Source organism: Gluconacetobacter entanii, assembly GCF_003206495.1.
Taxonomy (GTDB): Bacteria; Pseudomonadota; Alphaproteobacteria; order Acetobacterales; family Acetobacteraceae; genus Novacetimonas; species Novacetimonas entanii.
Genome location: NZ_NKUF01000001.1, coordinates 114765 through 136298 on the forward strand (window position 1 = coordinate 114765; position 21534 = coordinate 136298).

Below are 21534 nucleotides of genomic sequence, written 5' to 3' on the forward strand. Positions count from 1 at the left end.
TATGAGTGCCGCGTGAGTCGTTGACCGGCCGCGCGGTGCTGGTATGACCAACTGGAATTGATGATGGGGTTGGCCGGCGTCTGTCCGGTATGTTCACGACGCTGCGGGGTGTAACCCGGTGGCGTGAAGCAGCCCTGCCGAAATGTTAGTGCCCGTCGTGGACGGGCGGACGAGGAGTAAGTGGCGTGGCGCGTATTGCCGGCGTGAACATCCCAACGAACAAGCGGGTAACGATTGCCCTGCGTTATATCTATGGTATCGGGGCGACGAAGGCCCAGACGATCTGCGACAAGCTTTCGATCCCCGCCGAGCGTCGCGTGAACGAGCTGTCCGATGACGAGATCGTCAAGATCCGCGAACTGATCGACAACGACTATCGCGTCGAAGGCGACCTGCGTCGTGAAGTCGCGATGAACATCAAGCGCCTGATGGACCTTGGCTGCTATCGCGGTCTTCGCCATCGTCGCGGCCTGCCGGTTCATGGCCAGCGGACACATACCAACGCCCGTACCCGCAAGGGCAAGGCTGTTGCGATCGCAGGCAAGAAGAAGGCGGCCCGCTAAACCGGGCACCCTGACATGCATGGACCGGACCTGCCCCGCGCGGGCGGTCGCGGCCATGCCCAATGAACTGACAGGATCGAGAAGATTATGGCGAAAGCTGCGGCACCGCGTATTCGCAAGAAAGAGCGGAAGAATATCATTTCCGGGGTGGCACACGTGCTGTCCACCTTCAACAACACGATGATCACCATCTCCGATGCGCAGGGTAATGCGATTGCATGGTCTTCCGCCGGTGCGCAGGGCTTCAAGGGGTCGCGCAAGTCGACGCCTTATGCTGCCCAGGTCGCGGCCGAGGATGCTGGCCGCAAGGCGCGTGAGCATGGCATGGAAACACTCGAGATCGAGGTTTCCGGTCCGGGGTCGGGGCGTGAGAGCGCCCTGCGTGCCCTGCAGGCGGTTGGTTTCTCCATCACGGCGATCCGTGACATTACGCCGGTTCCCCACAACGGATGCCGTCCGCGCAAGCGTCGCCGCGTCTGATCCGGGAACTCGAATTCGCTTCTCCCTGTTCCGCCCTATGGCAGGGCAGGGGGATCTGATTGTCATCAGGCACCCGGTATGGGTGCCATCTGTTGTCTTGAGTGACGGCAGATCAGTCTTGAAAGGCCATTACCTTGGTCCTCCAGAAAAACTGGCAATCCCTGATCAAGCCGGAAAAACTGGAAGTCGAACCGGGGGCAGAACCGTCGCGCACGGCGACTGTCGTTGCGGAACCGCTGGAACGTGGTTTTGGCATGACGCTCGGCAATGCGATCCGTCGTGTTCTGCTGTCCTCCCTGCAGGGGGCTGCGGTTACGGCAATCCAGATTGACGGCGTTCTGCACGAGTTCTCTTCTGTTGCGGGTGTGCGCGAGGATGTCACCGACATCGTCCTGAACATCAAGCAGCTTGCCCTGCGCATGCATGGCGAAGGCCCCAAGCGCATGGTCCTGACCGCCACCGGTCCGGGCGAAGTGCGCGCAGGCCAGATCCAGACCGGCCATGATATCGAGGTGATGAACCCCGACCTCGTGATCTGCACGCTTGATGAGGGCGTGAAGTTCGGGATGGAGTTCACGGTCAACATGGGCAAGGGGTATGTTCCAGCTGCGGCCAACCGGCCCGAGGATGCACCGATCGGCCTTATCACCATCGATGCGATCTACTCCCCGGTGCGTCGCGTTTCCTACAAGGTCGAACAGACCCGCGTGGGACAGGTGACGGATTATGACCGCCTGCTGCTGACGGTGGAAACCAACGGCGCGGTGACGCCCGAAGATGCGGTGGCCCTGGCCGCGCGTATCCTTCAGGACCAGCTGCAGCTGTTCATCAACTTTGATGAGCCGCGTGCCGTCCGTACCGAGGAACCGCAGGACGACCTGCCGTTCAACCGCAACCTCCTGCGTAAGGTTGACGAGCTTGAACTGTCGGTCCGCAGTGCGAACTGCCTGAAGAACGACAACATCGTCTATATTGGCGATCTGGTTCAGAAGACAGAGCAGGAAATGCTCCGTACCCCGAATTTCGGGCGGAAGTCTCTGAACGAAATCAAGGAAGTCCTGACCGCCATGGGGCTTTCGCTGGGTATGAACGTTCCGGCATGGCCGCCGGAGAACATTGAAGATCTGGCCAAGAGGCTCGACGAGCCGTTCTGATCCTCTGAACCGGAAAGACAGGAAGACTACATCATGCGTCACGGTGTTGCTGGCCGGAAGCTCGGCGTTACCTCGTCCCATCGACAGGCCATGTTTCGGAACATGGCTGTCGCCCTGATCAAGCACGAACAGATCACGACCACCCTGCCCAAGGCAAAGGAACTGCGTCCGGTCGTCGAAAAGCTGATCACCCTCGGCAAGCGGGGCAACCTGCATGCCCGTCGGCAGGCCTTTGCGCAGCTTCGTGACGATGTGATCGTGACCAAGCTGTTCTCGGCCGTGGCTGAACGTTACAAGGCCCGCTCGGGCGGTTATACCCGCGTCCTGCGCGCCGGTATGCGCCATGGCGATGCGGCCGACATGGCCGTGATCGAACTGGTCGATCGCGACGTGACGGCCAAGGGCAAGGATAGCGGCCCGCGTCCGGCCACCGAAGCCAAGGAAGACCTGGCGGCCTGATCGCCACGGTATGTCCTGGAAAAGCCCGGCTTAGGCCGGGCTTTTTTTATGCCATGTGCGCGTAAGTACCATATTATGCGCTGTCTCAGGTTTATTTCCTGTTTCGGATCGTCTAATGAATGGCGGTATAAATTAATAACGATTAAGTTCCGGTAATTTTTCGGGAATGCGCGCGATGGCACGGTCTATATTTTCACGTTTCGGAACGTATGTTTTTGCGGCGGTCATGGCCCTGTGCACGCAGGCATATGCCGCCCCGACGGTGCGTGTGGGCTATATTCCTGTCCTGGGGTCCGCGCCGCTGTTTGTCATGGATGGCGAACACTGGCTGAAGGATACGGGAATCGACATGCAGTTGATCCGCTTCCAGTCCGGGCCGCAGGCGATCCAGGCGCTTGCGGCGGGGAAGATCGACGCCTATGTGGCCGGTGTGCTGCCGCTGCTGCAGGCGCGGGCGCATGGTGTGAACGTCAAGGTGGTCGCCAGCGCCGCGATCGAGGAACTTCAGGTCATGGCGCGCGGTCCGCTGGCCGAAGGGCTGCCGGAAACACCGACCCAACCGATAGAGGGTGCGGCGCTGAAGCAGCGGTTTGACGATTTCGCCCGCACCAGCAGTCGCAAGGCCAAGATCGGCGCGCAGCCACTGGGTTCCGTGCCGGATTCGATGCTGCGGTACTGGCTGAAGGCGCGTAACGGCCTCGACCCGGCGCAGACGGCGGATATCGTTGGCGTTGACCTTGATGCCGAACAGCAGGCATTCTTGGCAGGGGCCGTGGATGCGGCGGTCCTGCGTGAACCGACCCTGACGCTGGTGCGCCATCGCCTGCCGCAGGCGCGCATCCTTGCCACCGGTCATGACATGATGCCGGGCCAGCCGGGATCGGTCCTCGCCATCCTGAACGAGGACGCGCCGGATCGTGCGGAATGGAAGGACAAGTTCCTTGCCGCGTTCGTGCGCGCGACCGACCTGCTGTCGCATTCACCGGACGAGGCCGTGCCCTTTGTGCGCGGTGCGCTGGCGGGCGGCATGCTGCCGCAGGCCATCGTGCAGGAGTCGCTGCGTGCATCGGCCTCGCATTACGTGTCCGACCCGGCCAGCATTGTCGAGTCCGTGACCAAGCTGCAGGACTTTGAGGTCCAGAGCGGCCTTCTGCATGCGCCGCAACCCGTGGCGGACCTGTTTGACCTGGAAAGTTACCGGCGTCTGGGCAAATGAAGCCTGACAGGAAATCACTGATCCGCCTTGGCCTGGGCATCGTCGGCCTTGTGGTGCTGTTTGGCGTCTGGGAGGCGTCCGTGCGTCTGGGCTGGGTGCCGGCGGGACTGCTGCCTGCGCCGTCCTCGCTGGGGCCTGCGTGGCTGGACGAGGTCCGCAATGGCGCGTGGCAGACGGCCATCCGCGACAGCCTGACGCATTACCTCCTCGGGCTTGTGATCGGGACGGTGCTGGGGGCGCTGGTGGGCCTGCTGTGCGGGGCGGTCGGGGTGCTTGATGCGCTGCTGGCCGGTGTGGTGCGCGTCCTGCGGCCCATACCGGGGCTGGCATGGGTGCCGTTCGCGATCCTGTGGTTCGGGCTGAACACCGCCGGGGCGACATTCGTCATCGCAATTTCGGTCTTCTGGATCAATTTCTATGCCGCCTATGGCGCGGTGCAGTCGATCGATCCCGACCTGTATGAGGTCGCCGCCGCATTCGGCCATGGCAGCTTCCTTGGGCGGCTGACGAAGGTGGTGCTGCCCGCGTCCGCGCCGGGCCTGCTGGCGGGGCTGCGCACGGGACTGGGGCAGGCCTGGATGTCGGTCGTGGCGGCCGAACTGTTCGGCGTGCCCGGGATCGGCGCGCGCATGATGCAGGCATCCAGCCTTCTGGCGACGGACCTGGTCGTGGTCTATATGCTGACGATGGCGCTTTTGTATGCACTGACGGACATGGCGTTCATGGTGGTGCGCAGACGGCTTCTGGGCTGGCAGGGGTAGGTATATGGACATGGCAATGCCCGAGACCGGGGTGCGGACCGGGGATGCGACCGATACGACGATGGTCCGCCTGTCCAATATCGGCCTGTCCCATGACAGGGGAAAAAGCTTCATCCTGCGTGGCGTGGACCTCAGCATCGGCAAGGGGCAGTTCGTGGCCCTGCTGGGGCCGTCGGGTGTGGGGAAGTCCACCCTGCTGCGGGTCATCATGGGCCTGACCCCGCCGAGCGAGGGCACGGTCACGCTGACGGCGCCGGCATCCCCCCTTGGGCGGTCCACCGCGCTGGTGTTCCAGGACGCGAAGCTGATGCCATGGCGCACGGTGCGGCAGAATGTCGAACTGGGGCTGGAGGGGATCGGCCTGTCACGCGCCGACCGTCATGCGCGCGCGATGGCTTCGCTGGAACTGGTGGGGCTGGCGGACAAGGCCGATCGCTGGCCACGGCAACTGTCGGGGGGACAGCGCCAGCGTGTCGGCGTGGCGCGCGCGCTGACGGTGGAACCTGACCTCCTGCTGATGGATGAGCCTTTTGGCGCGCTGGATGCGATCACGCGCAGCAGCCTTCAGGAGGAACTGCTGCGGATCTGGGCGCAGACGCACAAGACGGTCCTGTTCGTCACCCATGATATTGACGAGGCCCTGATCCTTGCGGACCGGATCATCGTCCTGTCTGGGCATCCGGCCTCCGTGCGGGGGGATTTCATGGTGGGGCCACGGCCGCGTGACCGTGCCGCCCCCGCGACGCAGGCGCTGGTCGAACGGCTGAAGGCCCTGATCGCAGGCGAACCCGATCCCGGTGAACGGCCCGCGTACTGGCAGGCAGCGGAAATCTGAATCCTGCCGTCACGATGGACAGCACGCCATGTCCCCGACATGATGGGGCATACATGGACCGGCCATGGGGCAGGGGCGTCGTCGCGTGATGCGTCCTGCCGGATGGATAACCGGCAAGGGAGTAACTGGAATGAATGAATTCGAAGCGCAACTGGAAGAAGGCGTCGGCCGCCTGCAGGATGACATCAATGGCTGGGCCGCCGGTGCCCCGCGCGTGGGCGGTGCAAAGGGACTGGGTGGCGCATGTGATACGGTGCGTGACCTGACGGCGGATCGTCCGCTGTTCGCCCTGCTGGGCGCGTCGTTCGCGGCGTTCGTCGCAACATGGCTGTGGCGGCGGCGCTGATCGGCCGCAGGGGTCGCGGGCGGCATGGCTGATGCGCGGGCAACCCTGTGTCGTTATGCCGCGTTCAGGAACGACATGAAGGATCAGGGACTTATATCATGCTGAAACTGGCGTTGTTTTTTCTGGTGGTCTCGCTGGTCGCCGGAGTGTTCGGGTTCAGCGGTATCTCCGCTGTTTCGGCGGGGATGGCCAAGGTCCTGCTCTTTATTGCGATTCTGGGCTTTGTCATCGTGGTGGTGCTGTGCGTCATGCTGGCCCGCACGCTATTCAACTAGAACCCCGCCTTTCTTTACAGAAGGCGACACCCACCCGAAGGTCCCCGGCATGCGCCGGGGGCCTTTTTTACTGGTTTTTGTCCTTCTGGATGAAGGACGGCAGGAACGGGTTGTCCTTCTGCAGCGAACCCTTCGTCGGCAGGCGGGAGACATCCCAGCCGCCGCCCAGTGCCTCGACAAGGTTCACGCTGTCCACCACGCGCTGCTGCTGGATGGACAGCACGTTTTCCGCATCACTCAGGGCCGAGGTCTCGTTGGTGATGACGGTGGTGTAGATCGCGGTCCCGGCCTTGTACTGGTTCAGCGCGACTTCCACCGAACGGTTGGCGAATTCCAGCGCCTTTTGCTGCTGTTCCTGCTCCTGCGCAAGGATGCGCAGGTTCGACAGGCTGTCTTCCGTCGATTGCAGCGCCGTCAGTACCGTCTGGCGGTAGGTGGCGACAGCATTGTCATACTGGGCGTTCGCCTCATGCACGGCGGCGGTGCGTGATCCGCCGGAGAACAGCGTCTCCGTCGCGGCGGCGCCAAGCGACCAGATGCGGTTGGCCGCGTTCATCAGCGACGTGACCGGGTCGCCGCCACTCTGCTCGAAACTGGCGTTGATGGTGATGTCGGGGAAGAAGGCGGCCATGTCCGCCCCGATCTGGGCATTGTACTGCTCCATCGTGCGTTCGGCGGCTGCAATATCGGGGCGACGTTGCAGCAGGTCTGCGGGCACCGTAACCGGGATCGGCGGGATGGTGCGTGTCAGTTCGCCCGGCGTAATGGTCACGTCGGCCGGCGGCTTGCCGATCAGCACGGCAATCGCATGTTCGTACTGCGCGCGGGCAACGCCTGTCTGCACCAGGGCGGCGCGGTTCTGTTCCAGCGTGGTGCGCGCCTGCAGCACGGCGGTCGGATCGGCCGTGCCCGCGTCATACTGGTTCTGCGTGATCTGCAGCGCCTGTTCATTGAACTGGACATAGCGTTGCAGCAGGTCGTGCAGGGAATCCTGATAACGCAGGTTGAAATACGCGGTGGCCAGTTGCGCCTGATAGGACAGGGTGGCGTTCGCGAGGTCGGCGGCACTGGCCTGTGCCGCGGTCACCTGCTCCTGGATCTGGCGGCGGATCTTGCCCCAGATATCAAGGTCCCAACTGGCGGACGGGCCGATGTCATAGGTGTTGTACTGGCTCTTGCCATACAGGGAACTGCCGGTGGAGGACAGCGATCCCGACCCGTGCGCATTGCGGTTGAAGCCGAGGCTGCCGCTGATGGTGGGGAAAAGCTGCGCGCGCACGCTGTCGATCAGCGCGCGTGCGTTGCGGTAGTTCGCCTCGTATTCCTTGATGTTCTGGTTCGACAGCGCAACCTGTGATTCCAGCCCGTTGAGCACCGGGTCATTATAGATCGTCCACCAGTTCTGCTTCGGCAGGCTGGCCATCTGCGGGGCCGCGAGTTCCCATCCCGGCGCGGGTTGCAGTTCCTTGAACCGTGCGGAGACGATGGCGGAAGGGCGGTGGTAATGCGGCCCGACCATGCACCCGCCCAGCAGGACCGCAGGCAGCGCCAGCGACACGACCCGCCAGAGCGCGCGTCGCGCCCGCGCCCGGTTGCGGGGAAGGGCGGCACGAGGGGGCGGGCAGGTGCGCGGCGATGGCCTGGAATGTGTCATCCGGGTCAGGAATCCTGTTTGGAAAGGTTGGGGCGCGAGGATGAAATGCCGGAGGTCAGCCGACGATAACGGTCCCGGCATGCCGCGCCAAGGCGGTCAAGGTAAAGATAGACAACCGGCGTGGTGTAGAGCGTCAGCGCCTGGCTGACGAGCAGGCCGCCGACGATGGCGATACCCAGCGGCCGACGCAGTTCGGAACCGTATCCATGGCCGAAGATCAGCGGCAGCGCGCCAAGGGCAGCGGCGAAGGTGGTCATCATGATCGGGCGGAAGCGCATCAGGCAGGCCGTGCGGATCGAGTCATGGGGTGTCATGCCGTCCTCACGCTCCGCCGTGATGGCGAAATCCACCAGCATGATGGCGTTCTTCTTGACGATCCCGATCAGCAGGATCACCCCGATCATCGCGATCAGCGAAAACTCCTCCCCGAACACCTGCAGCGCCAGCAGCGCCCCCACACCGGCCGACGGCAGGGTGGACAGGATCGTGAAGGGATGGACATAGCTTTCATACAGGATGCCCAGCGTCATATAGACGGCGGCCAGCGCCGCAAGGATCAGCAGCGGTTCGTTATTGACCGATTTCTGGAACTGCGCCGCATTCCCCGCAAAGCTGCCCTGGATGTTGGTGGGCATGTGCAGGCGGACCATTTCCTCGTTCATGATCTGCACCGCCTGGCTGAGCGAGGCGCCATTGGCGAGGTTGAACGAAACGGTGGTCGCCACCGACTGTCCCTGATGGTTGACGCTGAGCGCGGTCAGCACCGGCTTCGGCGTGGAGACCAGCGTCAGCGGCACCATCGTTTCCGAATTGGTCGAGACGGCGGAGCCGGAAGACGTACTGCTGCCACCGGCCAGGGTATTGGCGATCTGGTTGCGGAAGGACTGCGAACTCAGCGCGGATTCCGTCGTGCTGGCGGTGGAACTGACGCGGATGGTGTTCGACACGGTGCCACCGGCGGCACTGCCGCCCGCGACGCTGACCCACACCTGCTTGAGGGTCGTGGGATCCTGCCAGAAGCGTGGCTGGACCTCCATCACCACGCGATACTGGTTGAGCGGGTTGTAGATGACCGACGCCGCGCGCTGGCCATAGGCATCGTACAGCGTGTTTGAAATCAGCTGCGGGGTGATGTTGACGCGGCTGGAGGTGTCGCGGTCGATCGAAACCTGCAGCGCCTCGCCGCCCTGCTGCACGTCGGACGAGATATCGGTCAGTTCATGATGGCGTTGCAGCGCGGTGACAAGCCGGGGCGTCCATTCATACAGGTCGGCCGATGAATCCGACTGGAGCGAATACTGGTAGGCCGCGTTGCTCTGTCGCCCGCCGATGCGCAGGGTGCCCGGCGCCGTGGCATAGAACCGCGCGCCGACCATGTTGCGCAGGCGGTGGTTGATCCGCGCGATGGTCGTCGCGGGCGGGTCGGTGCGTTCCGACTTGTCCTTGAGGATGACGAACAGGTTGGCCTGGTTGGACGACCCGCGCCCCCCCATGAACCCCATCACGCGGGAGACGTCGCGATCCGCCATGATGGCTTTCTGCACCGTGTCGATCTTGCCCTGCATCGCCTGGAACGAAATCGACTGGTCCCCCATCAGGCGTCCCATCAGCATGCCCGTGTCGGATTCGGGGAACAGGCCCTTGGGCATCTTCATGAACAGCGCGGCCATCAGGATCACCGTCAGCGGCAGCGACATGACCGTCAGGCGGCGGTGCGCAAGGGCGATGTCCAGCGTGCGGGCATAGAACTGCTGCAACCCGACCAGCACACCTTCCAGCGCGCGCGATATCCGTCCCAGCACGCCGTTCGTGGGGGGCTTTTCCCCCTCCCGCGACAGCACGCGCGCCGTGATCATCGGCGTCAGCGTCAGCGACAGGATCATGGAAATCACGATGGTGATCGACATGGTCATCGCAAATTCATGGAACAGGCGTCCCGCAACACCCGCCAGCAGCAGGATCGGCAGGAACACGGCGATCAGTGACACCGTGATCGACAGGACGGTGAACGCGACCTCCCGCGTGCCCAGCAGGGTGGCCTGCATCCGGCCCATCCCGCCCTCCAGGTGGCGGCTGATGTTTTCCACCACCACGATCGCGTCATCGACCACGAACCCCGTGGAGACCGTCAGCGCCATGAGCGAGAGATTGTCGAGCGAGTAGCCAAGGAATTTCATCGCGGCAAAGGTCGCGATGATGGAGGTGGGGACGACGATGGCCGGCACGATGGTGATCCGCCATGACCGCAGGAACACCAGCACCACCAGAACGACCAGCACCACCGACATGACCAGCGTGAACTGCGTATCCTCCAGCGCCGCGCGGATGGTGGTGGAGCGGTCCATCATGTTCGACAGGGTCACATCCGCGGGCAGGGCGGTGCGCAGGGCCGGGATTTCCGCGCGGATCTGGTCATTGGTGCGGATGATGTTCGCCCCGGCCTGCGCAAAGATGATCGCAAGGACCGCATGTTCGCGGTTGACGTAGCCCGCGTTGCGCACGTCCTCCACCCCGTCCACGACATAGGCCACGTCGGCCAGGCGCACCGGGCGGCTGTCATGATAGGCGACGATCAGGTCGCGATAGGCCTGCGCGTTGTGCACCTGGTCATTGGTCGCCAGCGTGTAGCGGTAATTGCCATGGTCGATGAAGCCCTTGGGCGTATGCGCGTTGGCCGATGCCAGGGCGGCGCGCACGTCCTCGAACCCGATGCCGAATTTGTACAGCGCCAGCGGGTTCATCTCCACCCGCACGGCAGGCAGCGAACTGCCCCCGACCTCGACCTCGCCCACGCCGCCGATCTGCGACAGGTGCTGCTGCAGCACGTTGGAGGCAAGGTCGTAAAGCTGTGGCGCTGTGCGTGTCTTGGACGTCAGCGCCAGGATCATGATCGGCGCGCCGTTGGGATTGGCCTTGAAATAGCTGGGATTCTGCCGCAGCGACGTCGGCAGGTCCGCATGCGCCGCCTGCAGCGCGGCCTCCACGTCGCGCGCCGCGCCATTGATGTCGCGCGACAGGGAAAACTGCAGCGTGATGCGCGCCTGGTTGGCCGTGGACTGCGACGTCATTTCCGTCAGGTCCGCGATCTGCCCCAGATGGCGTTCAAGCGGGGCGGCGACGGAACTGGCGATTTCCTCCGGCGTGCCACCGGCCTGCCGCGCCTGGACCTGGATGACGGGGAAGTCCACGTTCGGCAGGTCCGCCACCGGCAGGGTCAGGTATCCGATGATGCCGCCCATCAGCAGCGCCACCGTCAGCAGGGTGGTTGCGACCGGTCGCCGGACAAACAGGGCAATCGGATTCACGAGGGCGCCTGCGTCGGGTCGGTGGTGCGTGGCGCGACGTCGTCATCCATGGCGAAGCGCCTGCGCAGGCGCAGGCTGATGCGGTCCATGAACAGGTAGATGACCGGCGTGGTGAACAGCGTCAGCAACTGGCTGACCAGCAGGCCGCCGACGATCGCGATACCCAGCGGCCGGCGCAGTTCGGACCCCGTGCCGATCACCATCGGGACCGCACCCAGCATCGCCGCCAGCGTCGTCATCAGGATGGGACGGAAACGCAGCAGGGCGGCATGGCGGATCGAATGCAGCGGCGACATCCCCTCGATCCGTTCGGCCTCCAGCGCGAAGTCGATCATCATGATGGCGTTTTTCTTGACGATGCCGATCAGCAGCACCAGCCCGATGATCCCCATGATGTCCAGCCCCGACCCCGTGACCAGCAGCGCAAGCAGCGCGCCGATCCCGGCGGAAGGCAGGGTGGACAGGATGGTGATGGGATGGATGAAGCTTTCATACAGGATGCCCAGCACGATATAGACCGCCGCCAGTGCCGCCAGCACCAGCCAGACCTCGTTCGACAGGGAGTTGCGGAACGCCGCCGCCGTGCCCTGGAATGACGTCTGGAAGGTGGAGGGCAGGTGGATGTCATGTTCCGCCCGTTCGATCGCATCTGTCGCACTGCCCAGCGAATAGCCCGGTGTGACGTTGAAGGAGATCGTCGTCGCCGGGAACTGTCCCACATGCGTGATCAGCAGCGGGGCCGTATCCTGCGTAACGGAGGTGACGGAGGCCATCGGCACCAGTCCCGACGTGGGCGAACGTGTCGGGCCGGAGGTGCTTTCCCCCGAATTGCCGCTGATGCCCGGCAGGTACATCTGGTCCAGCGAGGTCAGGCTGGTCTGGAACCGGGGATCGGCCTCCAGGATCACGCGATACTGGTTGGACTGCGTGAAGATGGTGGAAATCTGGCGCTGCCCGAAGGAATCATACAGCACGTTGTCGATCGTCTGTGGCGTGATGGAGTACCGCGCGCCCGTGGTGCGGTCCAGCGTCACATGCGCCACCAGGCCCGCCGCCTGCAGGTCGGACGTCACATCCGACAGGGCCGGTTCCTTTCGCAGGCGGTCGAGGAATTTCGGCACCCAGTTCGTGAACTGGTTGTAGTCCGGGTTTTCCAGCAGGAACTGGTACTGCGTCGCGGCGACGGAGGTATCGAGCGACAGGTCCTGCACCGGCTGCAAATACAGGCTGGCGCCCGCGATGTCGGCGGTTTCACGCTGGATGCGGCTGGCGATCGTGGTGGCGTTGTCGTGGCGCTTGTCCTGCGGGCGCAGGTTGATGAGGAAGCGCCCCTGGTTCAGGGTCACGTTCTGCCCGTCCACCCCCACGAACGACGACAGGCTGACGACGTCGGGATCCTTGAGGATACGCGCCGCAAGCTCCTGCTGGTGGCGTTTCATCGCGTCAAACGACGTGGACTGCGCCATGACGGAAATGCCCTGGATGACGCCCGTGTCCTGCGTGGGGAAGAAGCCCTTGGGGATAATGACCGCCAGCACGCCCGTCAGGCCCAGGGTTGCGACAAAGATCGCCAGCATCAGCCGCTGGTGACGCAGTACCACATCCAGCCCGCGGCCATAGGCGGCGATGGTGGCGACCATCGCGCGCTCCACATGCACGGCCCAGGCGGCTTCCTTGCGGTTTTCCCGCTTTTCCGACAGCAGGCGCGCGCACATCATCGGCACAAGCGTCAGGGACACCACCGCCGACAGGATGATCGTGACCGCCAGCGTGACCGCGAATTCGTGGAACAGGCGTCCCACCACGTCGCCCATGAACAGGAGCGGGATCAGCACCGCGATCAGCGAAACGGTGAGCGAGATGATGGTGAACCCGATTTCCCCCGCACCCTTCAGCGCGGCGGTCATGCGGTCGTCGCCCATTTCGATGTAGCGGGCGATGTTCTCGATCATGACGATGGCGTCATCGACGACAAACCCCGTCGCGATCGTCAGCGACATCAGCGACAGGTTGTCGAGCGAGAATCCCAGCAGGTACATCGCCGCCAGCGTGCCCACCAGCGACAGCGGGACCGACAGGCTGGGGATGATGGTCGCGGGCACGTTGCGCAGGAAGATGAAGATCACCCCCACCACCAGGAACAGCGCAAGGCAGAGTTCGAATTCCACGTCCTCCACCGAGGCGCGGATGGTCGTGGTGCGGTCCGTCAGCGGCGTGATGGTGATGCCCGGCGGCAGCGACTGCTGCAGGTGGGGCAGGGCGTACTTGATGTTGTCCACCACGGCGATGACGTTCGCGCCGGGCTGGCGCTGCACATTGAGCACGAGGGCGGGCGTCTGGTTCGCCCATGCCGCGAGTTCCGTGTTCTCCGGCCCGATGACCACGCTTGCGACGTCGCGGATGCGCACAGGCCCGTTGTTCTGGTAGGCGATGACCTGGTTGAGCAGTTCATCCACGCCCGAAATCTGTCCGTCGATACGCAGGGTGGTGGCGCGCTGCGGGCCGTCGAACGTGCCGGTGGGGGAATTGACGTTCACATTGCCGATCGTCGTGCGCAGCGTGTCAAGGTCGATGCCGAAGGACGTCAGCTTGGGGATGTTGACCCGCACGCGGATCGCCTTGCGGTTGCCGCCCGACAGGCTGACCAGGCCGACGCCCGAAATCTGGCTGATCTTCTGCGCCAGGCGGGTGTCGATGTAATCCTCCACCTCCGTCAGGGGCATCGTCTTCGACGTGATGCCCAGCGTCAGGACAGGCGTGTCGGCGGGATTGACCTTGGCATAGACCGGCGGCGCGGGCAGGTCGGTCGGCAGCAGGGAATTGGCCTGGTTGATCGCGGCCTGCACTTCCTGCTCCGCGATGTCCATCGTCATCGTCAGGCCAAAGCGCAGCGTGATGACCGACGCCCCGCCCGATGACTGCGACGTCATCTGGTCCAGTCCCGACATCTCCCCGAACTGCGTCTCCAGCGGTGCGGTGACGGAGGTCGCCATCACGTCCGGGCTTGCCACCGGATAGAAGGTCTGCACCGTGATCGTCGGATATTCGACTTCCGGCAGGGCGGAGACAGGCAGGAAGTGATAGCCGAGCATGCCCGCCAGCATGATGGCGAGCATCAGCAGGGTGGTCGCGACCGGGCGCTGGATGAACAGGCGGGAGGGATTCACGCGGGCATCTCCGTCAGGGGCGGGGCGATGGGCGGGGACACGACGGTGGCGTCAGTCGTGGGCGCTGTCGGGATCATCCCTGTTTTGACGCAGGCGTGTTCGACGCGGGCGTGGTGTCCGCAGGCGCCGCCGCCGGGGTGGTTGCCGCCGTTTCCGCCGGGATGCTGACCTTGATGCCGCTGCGCAGGTGATCGACGCCATCGGTCACGACGGTTTCGCCATCCTTCAGGCCGGAGGTCACGACCGTCATGCTGTCATTGGCGTGGCCGGTCTTCACATCGCGGACGTCAACGGTGTGGTCGGGCTTGACGACATAGACGAACTGCCCGTTGGGGCCAGTCTGCAGCGCATTGGTCGGCACCAGCAGGACGCCATGCTCCGTCGTGACCATCAGGTGCGCGTTGACGAACTGGTTGGGGAACAGCGTTTCCTCGTTGTTGGGGAAGATGGCGCGCATGCGCACCGTCCCGGTCGAGGTGTCGATCTGGCTGTCGAGTACGCTGACCTGCCCGTCGGCGATCTTGTGTTCGTTGGCGCTGTCCCATGCCTCCACGGCCAGCGCCGTGCCCGCATGCAGGCGTTCGGCCACGGGGCCGATATCATTTTCCGGCAGGGTGAAGATGACGGAAATCGGCTGCATCTGCGTCAGGATGACAAGGCCGTTTGTCTGGCCCGCCGTGATGTAGTTGCCGGCATCGACCTGGCGGATGCCCACGCGGCCATCCACCGGGGCGATGATGTGGCAGTACTCGATCTGCAGCTTTTCATTGTCCACCAGCGCCTGGTCCGCCTTGACCGTGCCTTCGTACTGCTCGACGAGGAACTGCTGGTCCTTTGCCGTCATGGCGGCGACGCTGTTCTGCCGGATCAGGGTCTGGTAGCGCGCATTGTCCACCCGGGCCTTCTGCAACTGCGCCACGTCCTGCGCCAGTTGTCCCTCGTACTGCGCAAGCAGCACATCATACGGGCGCGTGTCGATCAGGGCGAGCAGGTCGCCCTTGTGGACATGCTGCCCCTCAGTGAACAGGACCTTCATCAGGTAGCCGTCGATGCGTGACTGTACCGTCACGTTGGTGATGGGAACGACCGTGCCAAGTTCCGTCAGTACGAACGGCATGTCACCCGCATGCACGCTTGCGACAGCTACGGGTTGTGGCGCGTTGCCCGCGTTGTGCTTCTTGCTGCCGCCGCCATGCGGGAGCAGGAACGCGACCGCAAGCATGACGGCAAGTGCGCCGACGCCACCCCATACAAGGAGACGCCTGCGCCTGGGAGGGGGAGTGGGCCTGCTGCTGCTGGTGGGGGAAGGGGATGACGGGGACTGGTTTGGGGTATCCATGTTCAGGTCAGTTTTCCACCACAGGTTGCATCACGTAGATCGGGGAAGTTTGGCCGTTCGCCAGGGCGCGCGGATGGGCTCGATTCAGGGTAACGTCTAAGGGACAGGCGCATAAAGTATTGGAATGTAACGTCTCGATAAGGGTCTTTTTTGTTATAAAGATGAATGTTTCAGTGTCGATTTAATTTTTGTTATAGTTTGGTGGCGCGGCGTTCCCTTCGCGCACATGCCCGCTGATTTCAGCGCCCGCGCGTGGGGACAGTCGCGCCAGCAGCATCGACGCCGGCACCGCAAGCACCCCCATCGTCACGAATGCCGCGCTGAACGTGCCCGCCGTCGCCTCTCCCGTCGTGGGGGCGGAGAAGGCCATGCGACTGAGCGATAATACACCGGCCGAGACACAGATGCCCAGCGACAGGCTCATCTGCTGCGCGGTGGAGTAGAAACTGGTCGCCGCACTCATCCGCCCGGTGGGCATGTCGGCATAGGCGATGGTGTTGTAGCCGGTGAACTGCAACGCCTGCGACATGCCCAGCAGGAGCATCATCACCACCAGGATCCACAAGGGCCAGTCCGCTCCGACCATCGCAAGGAAGAAGCATGCCGCGGGCAGCACGCCGGCATTGAGCGCAAGGATGTTGCGAAAGCCCCAGCGGCGGTACACCCGCACCGCCAGCACCCGCACAAGCAGCGCGCCAACGGGGGCGACAAAGGTCAGCGCGCCACTATATGCCGCGCTGAGGCCGAATTCCAGTTGGAGGAAGGACGGCAGCAGGAACCCGACCGCCCCCGTCGCAAGGCGGGAAAACAGCCCCGCGCAGACGGAGACGCGAAACGTCGTAACCCGCCACAGCGACAGGTCCAGCACGGGATGGGCGGTATGGCGGGCATGGCGGGCATAGGCCGCAAGCCCCGCGATCCCCACCGCGCACAGGCCGAGCATCGCCATCAGCGAGATCTGCCCGTGGCTCGACAGTTCCACCCCCAGCATCAGCGCGGCAAGCCCCACGCCGGAAAGCATGATGCCGCGCACGTCGAACGGGACGATTTCGGGCGCGCGGATCTGCGGGATGAAAATGCGCGTCAGCACGATGGCCGCAAGTCCGACGGGCATGTTGATATAGAAGATCCAGCGCCACGACAGGTAGGTCGTCAGCACGCCGCCGACCACTGGCCCGATCATCGGCCCGAGCGTCGCAGGCAGCATCATCCAGAACATCACCCCGATCAGCGCGGATTTCGGAACGTTCTGCAAGATGACCAGTCGCCCCACCGGGACCATCATCGCGCCCCCCATGCCCTGGAGCATGCGCGCGGCGGCAAGCGGCCACAGGCCGGGCGCCACGCTGCACAGCAGCGATCCCGCCATGAAGACGGCGATCGCGCATTGCAGCACGCGCCGCCCGCCGAAACGGTCCGCCATCGGGCCGGAGGCGGGAATGAAGATCGCAAGGCTGAGCATGTATGACGTCAGCGCCACGGCGGTCTGCGCCACATCCACGCCAAAGGTCCGCGCCATGGTCGGCAGCGCGGTGGTCAGTACCGTGCCGTCCATCTGTTCCATGAACAGCATGCTTGCAACGATCATGGCGACAATACGCCGCCGCGATGGCGGGATCGCGCAGGAGGGTGGAGGCTGGGTCGTGGGCATGGCGGTCGGCAATCAACGCATTATCGTGCAAGATAGGCAATAGCCGAAGGGAACGTGCTTTCCGGCAACGCGTTGAATCTTGGAAACACATACAGACAGATGCAGGAGCATTGAACATGTCCGACAACAAGAGCGAAGCACTTGAAAACAAGGCAGAAGGTCTCGTGGAGCAGGGGATCGGCCGCGTCAAGGACGCCGCTGGCGGCCTGACGGGGGATTCGCGCCTGCAGGCGGAAGGGAAGGTCGATCAACTGTCCGGCATGGCGCGGGAGGAGTTCGCCGAACTTTATGAGGAAACCGAGGGCAAGCTGGAAAAGGCCGTGACGTTCGTGCGCGAACGCCCGCTGACGTCGCTGGGCATCGCGGCGGCCATCGGGACGCTGCTTGCGCTGCTGTTTGTTCCCCGCCGCAAAGGCTGAGGAAAGCCATCGAGTCGCTTTTTTTTCATTTTAAGGGACTCGTTGATTCCAGAGCATCTTGCGCAACAGTACTTAAAAATGGTTTTCATCCTTCCAGAGCGGAATTCGCATGCGAATCGGGCTGCGACAGCGCGGTTCGTAGCGAGTCGGGAAGAGGTGAATGCCAGATTACTCACGCGAGAGAGCACATGGCGGCAGGGTCGCGGGCGTGGACGAGGTCGGACGCGGCCCGCTTGCGGGGCCGGTCGTGGCCGCCGCCGTCATGTTCATGCATGACGTGCCCGATGACCTTGCCTCCCGCCTTGATGATTCCAAGAAACTCCGGCCTGCCGCACGCCTGCGCGCCTTTGCGGAACTTCAGGCGCTTCCCTCCGCCCTTATCGGCGTGGCCGCGGCGTCGGTTGCCGAAATCGAACGCCACAACATCCTGCGCGCCGCCCATATCGCGATGCAGCGCGCGGTTGCGCGCCTGCCGCAGGTGCCTGACCTCGTGCTGGTCGATGGCAACGCGGCGCCGGATTTCGGCTGCGTGGCGCAATGTGTCGTGGGCGGTGATTCCAAAAGCCTGTCGATCGCCGCCGCCTCCATCGTGGCGAAGGTCATCCGTGACCGCCTGATGGAACGCCTGTCGGTGCGCTGGCCCGGCTATGGCTGGGAACGCAATGCCGGATATGGCACCGCCGCCCATCGCATGGCGCTGTGTACCGATGGGATCACGCCGCACCACCGCGCCGCGTTCGGCACGGTACGCACCATTGCCCGGTCCCTGAACCCGTCCCCGACCCGATCCCGTGCCCGATCCGCGGCCCGACCTACCACCAAGAATGCGGAGCAGCCATCATGCTGACAAACTCATGAGCGGTGCAGTCATGATGGAACTGCCGCTGGACCAGATCCTGCGCGGCGACTGCGTGGAAATGATGCAGACCCTGCCCACGGGGTCGATTGACTGCGTCTTTGCCGATCCCCCCTATAACCTGCAATTGCGTGGGGAGTTGCGTCGCCCGGATGACAGCATCGTCGATGGCGTCGATGATGACTGGGACAAGTTCGCGGACCTCCAGGCCTATGACCGCTTTACCCGCGCATGGCTGAGCGAGGCGCGGCGCGTCCTGCGCAAGGACGGGACGATCTGGGTCATCGGGTCGTACCACAACATCTTCCGCATTGGCGCGATCCTGCAGGATCTGGGGTTCTGGATCCTCAACGACGTGATCTGGCGCAAGTCCAATCCCATGCCCAATTTCCGGGGGCGGCGCTTCACCAACGCGCATGAAACGCTGATCTGGGCCGCGCGTGGTCCCGACAGCCGCTATCGCTTCAATTACCAGGCGATGAAGGCGCTCAATGACGACGTGCAGATGCGTTCGGACTGGTACCTGCCGCTGTGCACCGGGGGGGAACGTCTGCGTAACGAGCACGGGCTGAAACTGCACCCGACGCAGAAACCCGAAAGCCTGCTGCATCGCGTGCTGATTGCCTCGACCAATGTCGATGACGTCGTGCTCGACCCCTTTACCGGGACGGGGACGACGCCTGCGATGGCGCGCAGGCTGCGGCGGCGTTTCATCGGGATCGAACGCCATCCCGACTATGCCGAGGCCGCGATCGGCCGCGCCCGGCGTGAAAAGCCGGTGCCGCTTGACAGTGTGCTGACCACGCCCGCACGGCGCGAATCCCCACGCATTCCGTTCGGTACACTCGTGGAGCGCGGGATGGTGCCGGCGGGCACGATCCTGATGGACCGGCAGAAGCGCGTGTTCGCCACGGTGGCCCCCGATGGTACCCTGATCAGTGGCGGGCACCGGGGGTCGATCCATAAACTCGGCGCGACGCTGACGAACGCGCCGTCATGCAATGGCTGGACCTTCTGGTATTTCGAGCGCGCGGGCGAACTGCAGCAGCTTGATATCCTGCGCAATGAACTGCGCGCGGAACAGGGGGGTGAACAGGCCCGGGCGTAACTGTCCGGGGCCGGTGGCAGGCGATGGAATGGAACCGCACCGCACATTCCGCGAACAGTACCGATGATTTCCTGTTCAGCCAGCTCATTCCCTATATCGGCAACAAGCGCAAGCTGCTCGACCTGATCGTCAGGGCGATCCGCGCCACGGGGGAGGACCCGCGCGCCGCCGATTTCATCGACCTGTTTTCCGGGACCGGGGTTGTCGGGCGGCTGGCCAAGCAGATGGGATTCCGTGTCATCGCCAATGACTGGGAACCCTATGGCGAGGTCCTTGGCCGCTGCTACCTTCAGACCCAGCGCGCACCGTGCTTTTTCGATGGTGTGGCGTATGAGGAGGTCATCGCGCGTCTCAATGCGTTGCCGCCGGTGGATGGGTGGGTGACGCGGCATCTGTGCCCCGATGACGACGATGCCTATGACGTGACGCGCGACCGCATGTTCTACATGCGCAAGAACGGGCGGCGGATCGACGCCATCCGCGAACAGGTGGCGGTGTGGGAGGCGCGCGGCCTGCTGTCGCCGGCGCAACGGGCCTGCCTGCTGGCGCCGCTGCTGTTCAGTGCGTGCTACAACAGCAATACCAGCGGCCTGTTCAAGGGATTTCACAACGGATGGGGCGGTCGCACGGGGACCGCACTGTACCGGATCGCGGCCGACCTGTGCCTGCGGCCTGCGACATTCCTGGATAACGGACGGGACAATGTGGTGCTGCGCGCCGATGCGCAGGACGTGGCGCGCGACCTGGGGGCGTATCTGCGCGGGCCGGCCATCGCCTATATCGACCCGCCCTACAACCAGCATCCCTATGGCGCGAATTACCATGTCCTCAACAGCATCGCGCTGTGGGACCAGCCTGCGCTTTCACCCAAGATCAGCGGCCGTGACAAGGCCGCGATCCGCACCGACTGGCGCACCGTGCGGCGCAGTGCCTACAATTACCGCGATCGCGCGACCGGGGCCTATACCCGCCTGCTGCAGACGCTGCCGGTGCGCTGGATCGCGACGAGTTACAGCACGGACGGGATGATTTCCATGCCGGACATGGTCGCGGCGAACCGCGCGCTGGGACAGGTGTCGGTGTTTACGCGGGGCTATAAACGCTACCGCGTCAGCAGCCAGCGTTTTTCCCCCAAGCCGATGAATGTCGAATTCATCCTGCTGACACGGGTGGGGCACGACAGCAGGCGCAGCGTGGCGCAGATCGTCGATGAAATCCGCATGGCGGAGGCGCGCATCCTTGCACAGCACCCCGAAACCGCGACGGACTGAAAACAGTCAGAGGTTTCTGGGGGCTATGCCTCAGCTACCACCAAAGCCAAGGAAGCCCGCCGCCGGTTTCGCATGGCCGCCGGTCGTGTCATAGCGCGAATCAACCCGCTTGACCCGTCCGGACAGGGGCGGGGTGCGGACCGTATCCGCCGCTTCATCCATCTCCGAATCCGCCGCCGAGCCAGAGGCGAAATGCGGATCTGAATCGGAGAAGGTGCGCATCGACAGCAGCAGGAACGTAATGTCGTTGCGGTTCAGGTCGATGGCCATGTCCAGCGGGCTTTGCCCCAGCACGTTATGCGCCGTCATGTCCGCCCCGCGGTTCAGCGCCTCTTTCGCGGCGCCCAGGCTGCCACGGTTGATCGCATCGAACAGGGCGTCGGTCGGGTTCATGTCGTTGCTGGCATGCCCACGTTCTTCCTCGTTCGATTCCGCACCGGGCAGGGCCGCGGGCGGGGCTGCGGCCTTGGCGGCGCGGCGGGCCTCCGCCTTCTTGGCGGCATCGGCGGCCTCGGCCTCGGCCTCCGCATCATCGGCCTCCTGCGCGTGGGCCATGTGCAGCGGCATTGCGATGACAGGAACAGCCGACAGGAAAAACGCCGCAAGAAACCCGATGCCTGGTCTGGAAATCATGTCTTGTCCCGTAAATGAACGCTGCGCCCGGTACGCGATGCA

At 64.0% G+C, this 21534-nt stretch carries 19 protein-coding genes; 13 read left to right on the top strand and 6 right to left on the bottom strand.

Going from position 1 to position 21534, the window contains the following annotated elements; genetic code table 11:
* Positions 1-185 precede the first annotated feature (185 nt).
* The 9 genes from rpsM to CFR72_RS00605 all read left to right on the top strand — a co-directional run bounded on the left by rpsM (position 186) and on the right by CFR72_RS00605 (position 6089).
* Positions 186-563, top strand: coding sequence for a 30S ribosomal protein S13 (gene rpsM / locus CFR72_RS00565; RefSeq protein ID WP_110094601.1), 378 nt, complete (start codon positions 186-188; stop codon positions 561-563).
* A gap of 87 nt (positions 564-650) precedes the next feature.
* Entirely contained in the window at positions 651-1043 is a 393-nt protein-coding gene (gene rpsK, locus CFR72_RS00570; RefSeq protein ID WP_110912123.1) for a 30S ribosomal protein S11, read from the top strand.
* A gap of 134 nt (positions 1044-1177) precedes the next feature.
* On the top strand, positions 1178-2197 hold the full coding sequence (locus CFR72_RS00575; protein ID WP_110912124.1) for a DNA-directed RNA polymerase subunit alpha: 1020 nt from the start codon (positions 1178-1180) through the stop codon (positions 2195-2197).
* A 33-nt stretch (positions 2198-2230) separates the two neighbouring features.
* Positions 2231-2656 carry a 50S ribosomal protein L17 gene (rplQ, locus tag CFR72_RS00580; protein ID WP_110912125.1) on the top strand — a complete coding sequence of 142 codons (426 nt, stop codon included), beginning with the start codon at positions 2231-2233 and terminating at the stop codon, positions 2654-2656.
* A gap of 175 nt (positions 2657-2831) precedes the next feature.
* Entirely contained in the window at positions 2832-3872 is a 1041-nt protein-coding gene (locus tag CFR72_RS00585) for an ABC transporter substrate-binding protein (protein ID WP_167400255.1), read from the top strand.
* Positions 3869-4633 carry an ABC transporter permease gene (locus tag CFR72_RS00590; protein WP_110912126.1) on the top strand — a complete coding sequence of 255 codons (765 nt, stop codon included), beginning with the start codon at positions 3869-3871 and terminating at the stop codon, positions 4631-4633. Before CFR72_RS00585 ends, CFR72_RS00590 begins: the two co-directional genes overlap by 4 nt.
* 16 nt (positions 4634-4649) lie before the next feature.
* Complete coding sequence (locus CFR72_RS00595; protein WP_110912127.1) at positions 4650-5468, top strand: ABC transporter ATP-binding protein; 819 nt, start codon at positions 4650-4652, stop codon at positions 5466-5468.
* Positions 5469-5598: 130 nt separating this feature from the next.
* A complete protein-coding gene (locus CFR72_RS00600; RefSeq protein WP_110912128.1) occupies positions 5599-5814 on the top strand; it encodes a hypothetical protein in 216 nt (71 codons plus the stop codon).
* A gap of 98 nt (positions 5815-5912) precedes the next feature.
* Positions 5913-6089: a DUF1328 domain-containing protein gene (locus CFR72_RS00605; protein WP_110912129.1), complete on the top strand. Its 177-nt coding sequence runs from the start codon at positions 5913-5915 to the stop codon at positions 6087-6089.
* 67 nt (positions 6090-6156) lie between these two features.
* Here CFR72_RS00605 and CFR72_RS00610 read toward each other — a convergent pair whose 3' ends face one another.
* The 5 genes from CFR72_RS00610 to CFR72_RS00630 all read right to left on the bottom strand — a co-directional run bounded on the left by CFR72_RS00610 (position 6157) and on the right by CFR72_RS00630 (position 17205).
* Positions 6157-7743 (bottom strand): efflux transporter outer membrane subunit, encoded by a 1587-nt coding sequence (locus CFR72_RS00610; protein ID WP_208629932.1) that lies wholly within the window; start codon positions 7741-7743, stop codon positions 6157-6159.
* Between the two features lie 5 nt (positions 7744-7748).
* The gene (locus tag CFR72_RS00615) at positions 7749-11048 is read right to left on the bottom strand and encodes an efflux RND transporter permease subunit (protein WP_110912130.1); all 3300 of its coding nucleotides are present in this window, start codon (positions 11046-11048) and stop codon (positions 7749-7751) included.
* Positions 11045-14215: an efflux RND transporter permease subunit gene (locus CFR72_RS00620; protein ID WP_110912131.1), complete on the bottom strand. Its 3171-nt coding sequence runs from the start codon at positions 14213-14215 to the stop codon at positions 11045-11047. Before CFR72_RS00620 ends, CFR72_RS00615 begins: the two co-directional genes overlap by 4 nt.
* Positions 14216-14288: 73 nt before the next feature.
* On the bottom strand, positions 14289-15554 hold the full coding sequence (locus CFR72_RS00625) for an MdtA/MuxA family multidrug efflux RND transporter periplasmic adaptor subunit (RefSeq protein WP_110912132.1): 1266 nt from the start codon (positions 15552-15554) through the stop codon (positions 14289-14291).
* Between the two features lie 181 nt (positions 15555-15735).
* The gene (locus CFR72_RS00630; protein ID WP_110912133.1) at positions 15736-17205 is read right to left on the bottom strand and encodes an MFS transporter; all 1470 of its coding nucleotides are present in this window, start codon (positions 17203-17205) and stop codon (positions 15736-15738) included.
* A 116-nt stretch (positions 17206-17321) separates the two neighbouring features.
* Between CFR72_RS00630 and CFR72_RS00635 the strand changes: the two genes are divergently transcribed.
* The 4 genes from CFR72_RS00635 (at position 17322) to CFR72_RS00650 (ending at position 20859) form a co-directional block, all read left to right on the top strand.
* Positions 17322-17624: a CsbD family protein gene (locus CFR72_RS00635; protein WP_110912134.1), complete on the top strand. Its 303-nt coding sequence runs from the start codon at positions 17322-17324 to the stop codon at positions 17622-17624.
* 160 nt (positions 17625-17784) lie between these two features.
* The gene (locus CFR72_RS00640; protein ID WP_110912135.1) at positions 17785-18471 is read left to right on the top strand and encodes a ribonuclease HII; all 687 of its coding nucleotides are present in this window, start codon (positions 17785-17787) and stop codon (positions 18469-18471) included.
* Between the two features lie 7 nt (positions 18472-18478).
* Positions 18479-19588, top strand: a complete 1110-nt coding sequence (locus CFR72_RS00645) for a site-specific DNA-methyltransferase (protein ID WP_110912136.1) — start codon at positions 18479-18481, stop codon at positions 19586-19588.
* A 23-nt stretch (positions 19589-19611) separates the two neighbouring features.
* Complete coding sequence (locus tag CFR72_RS00650; protein ID WP_110912137.1) at positions 19612-20859, top strand: DNA adenine methylase; 1248 nt, start codon at positions 19612-19614, stop codon at positions 20857-20859.
* A gap of 30 nt (positions 20860-20889) precedes the next feature.
* On the opposite strand, the gene CFR72_RS00655 is transcribed toward CFR72_RS00650, so the two are convergent.
* The gene (locus CFR72_RS00655) at positions 20890-21492 is read right to left on the bottom strand and encodes an ankyrin repeat domain-containing protein (RefSeq protein ID WP_110912219.1); all 603 of its coding nucleotides are present in this window, start codon (positions 21490-21492) and stop codon (positions 20890-20892) included.
* Positions 21493-21534 lie beyond the last annotated feature (42 nt).

What these genes read in the sequence shown, in the direction of transcription:
- rpsK (WP_110912123.1), top strand. Translation starts at nt 651, where the DNA reads ATGGCGAAAGCTGCGGCACCGCGTATTCGCAAGAAAGAGCGGAAGAAT.
- rplQ (WP_110912125.1), top strand. Translation starts at nt 2,231, where the DNA reads ATGCGTCACGGTGTTGCTGGCCGGAAGCTCGGCGTTACCTCGTCCCAT.
- CFR72_RS00585 (WP_167400255.1), top strand. Translation starts at nt 2,832, where the DNA reads ATGGCACGGTCTATATTTTCACGTTTCGGAACGTATGTTTTTGCGGCG.
- CFR72_RS00590 (WP_110912126.1), top strand. Translation starts at nt 3,869, where the DNA reads ATGAAGCCTGACAGGAAATCACTGATCCGCCTTGGCCTGGGCATCGTC.
- CFR72_RS00595 (WP_110912127.1), top strand. Translation starts at nt 4,650, where the DNA reads ATGCCCGAGACCGGGGTGCGGACCGGGGATGCGACCGATACGACGATG.
- CFR72_RS00600 (WP_110912128.1), top strand. Translation starts at nt 5,599, where the DNA reads ATGAATGAATTCGAAGCGCAACTGGAAGAAGGCGTCGGCCGCCTGCAG.
- CFR72_RS00605 (WP_110912129.1), top strand. Translation starts at nt 5,913, where the DNA reads ATGCTGAAACTGGCGTTGTTTTTTCTGGTGGTCTCGCTGGTCGCCGGA.
- CFR72_RS00610 (WP_208629932.1), bottom strand. Translation starts at nt 7,743, where the DNA reads ATGACACATTCCAGGCCATCGCCGCGCACCTGCCCGCCCCCTCGTGCC.
- CFR72_RS00625 (WP_110912132.1), bottom strand. Translation starts at nt 15,554, where the DNA reads ATGGATACCCCAAACCAGTCCCCGTCATCCCCTTCCCCCACCAGCAGC.
- CFR72_RS00630 (WP_110912133.1), bottom strand. Translation starts at nt 17,205, where the DNA reads ATGCCCACGACCCAGCCTCCACCCTCCTGCGCGATCCCGCCATCGCGG.
- CFR72_RS00635 (WP_110912134.1), top strand. Translation starts at nt 17,322, where the DNA reads ATGTCCGACAACAAGAGCGAAGCACTTGAAAACAAGGCAGAAGGTCTC.
- CFR72_RS00640 (WP_110912135.1), top strand. Translation starts at nt 17,785, where the DNA reads ATGCCAGATTACTCACGCGAGAGAGCACATGGCGGCAGGGTCGCGGGC.
- CFR72_RS00645 (WP_110912136.1), top strand. Translation starts at nt 18,479, where the DNA reads ATGAGCGGTGCAGTCATGATGGAACTGCCGCTGGACCAGATCCTGCGC.
- CFR72_RS00650 (WP_110912137.1), top strand. Translation starts at nt 19,612, where the DNA reads ATGGAATGGAACCGCACCGCACATTCCGCGAACAGTACCGATGATTTC.
- CFR72_RS00655 (WP_110912219.1), bottom strand. Translation starts at nt 21,492, where the DNA reads ATGATTTCCAGACCAGGCATCGGGTTTCTTGCGGCGTTTTTCCTGTCG.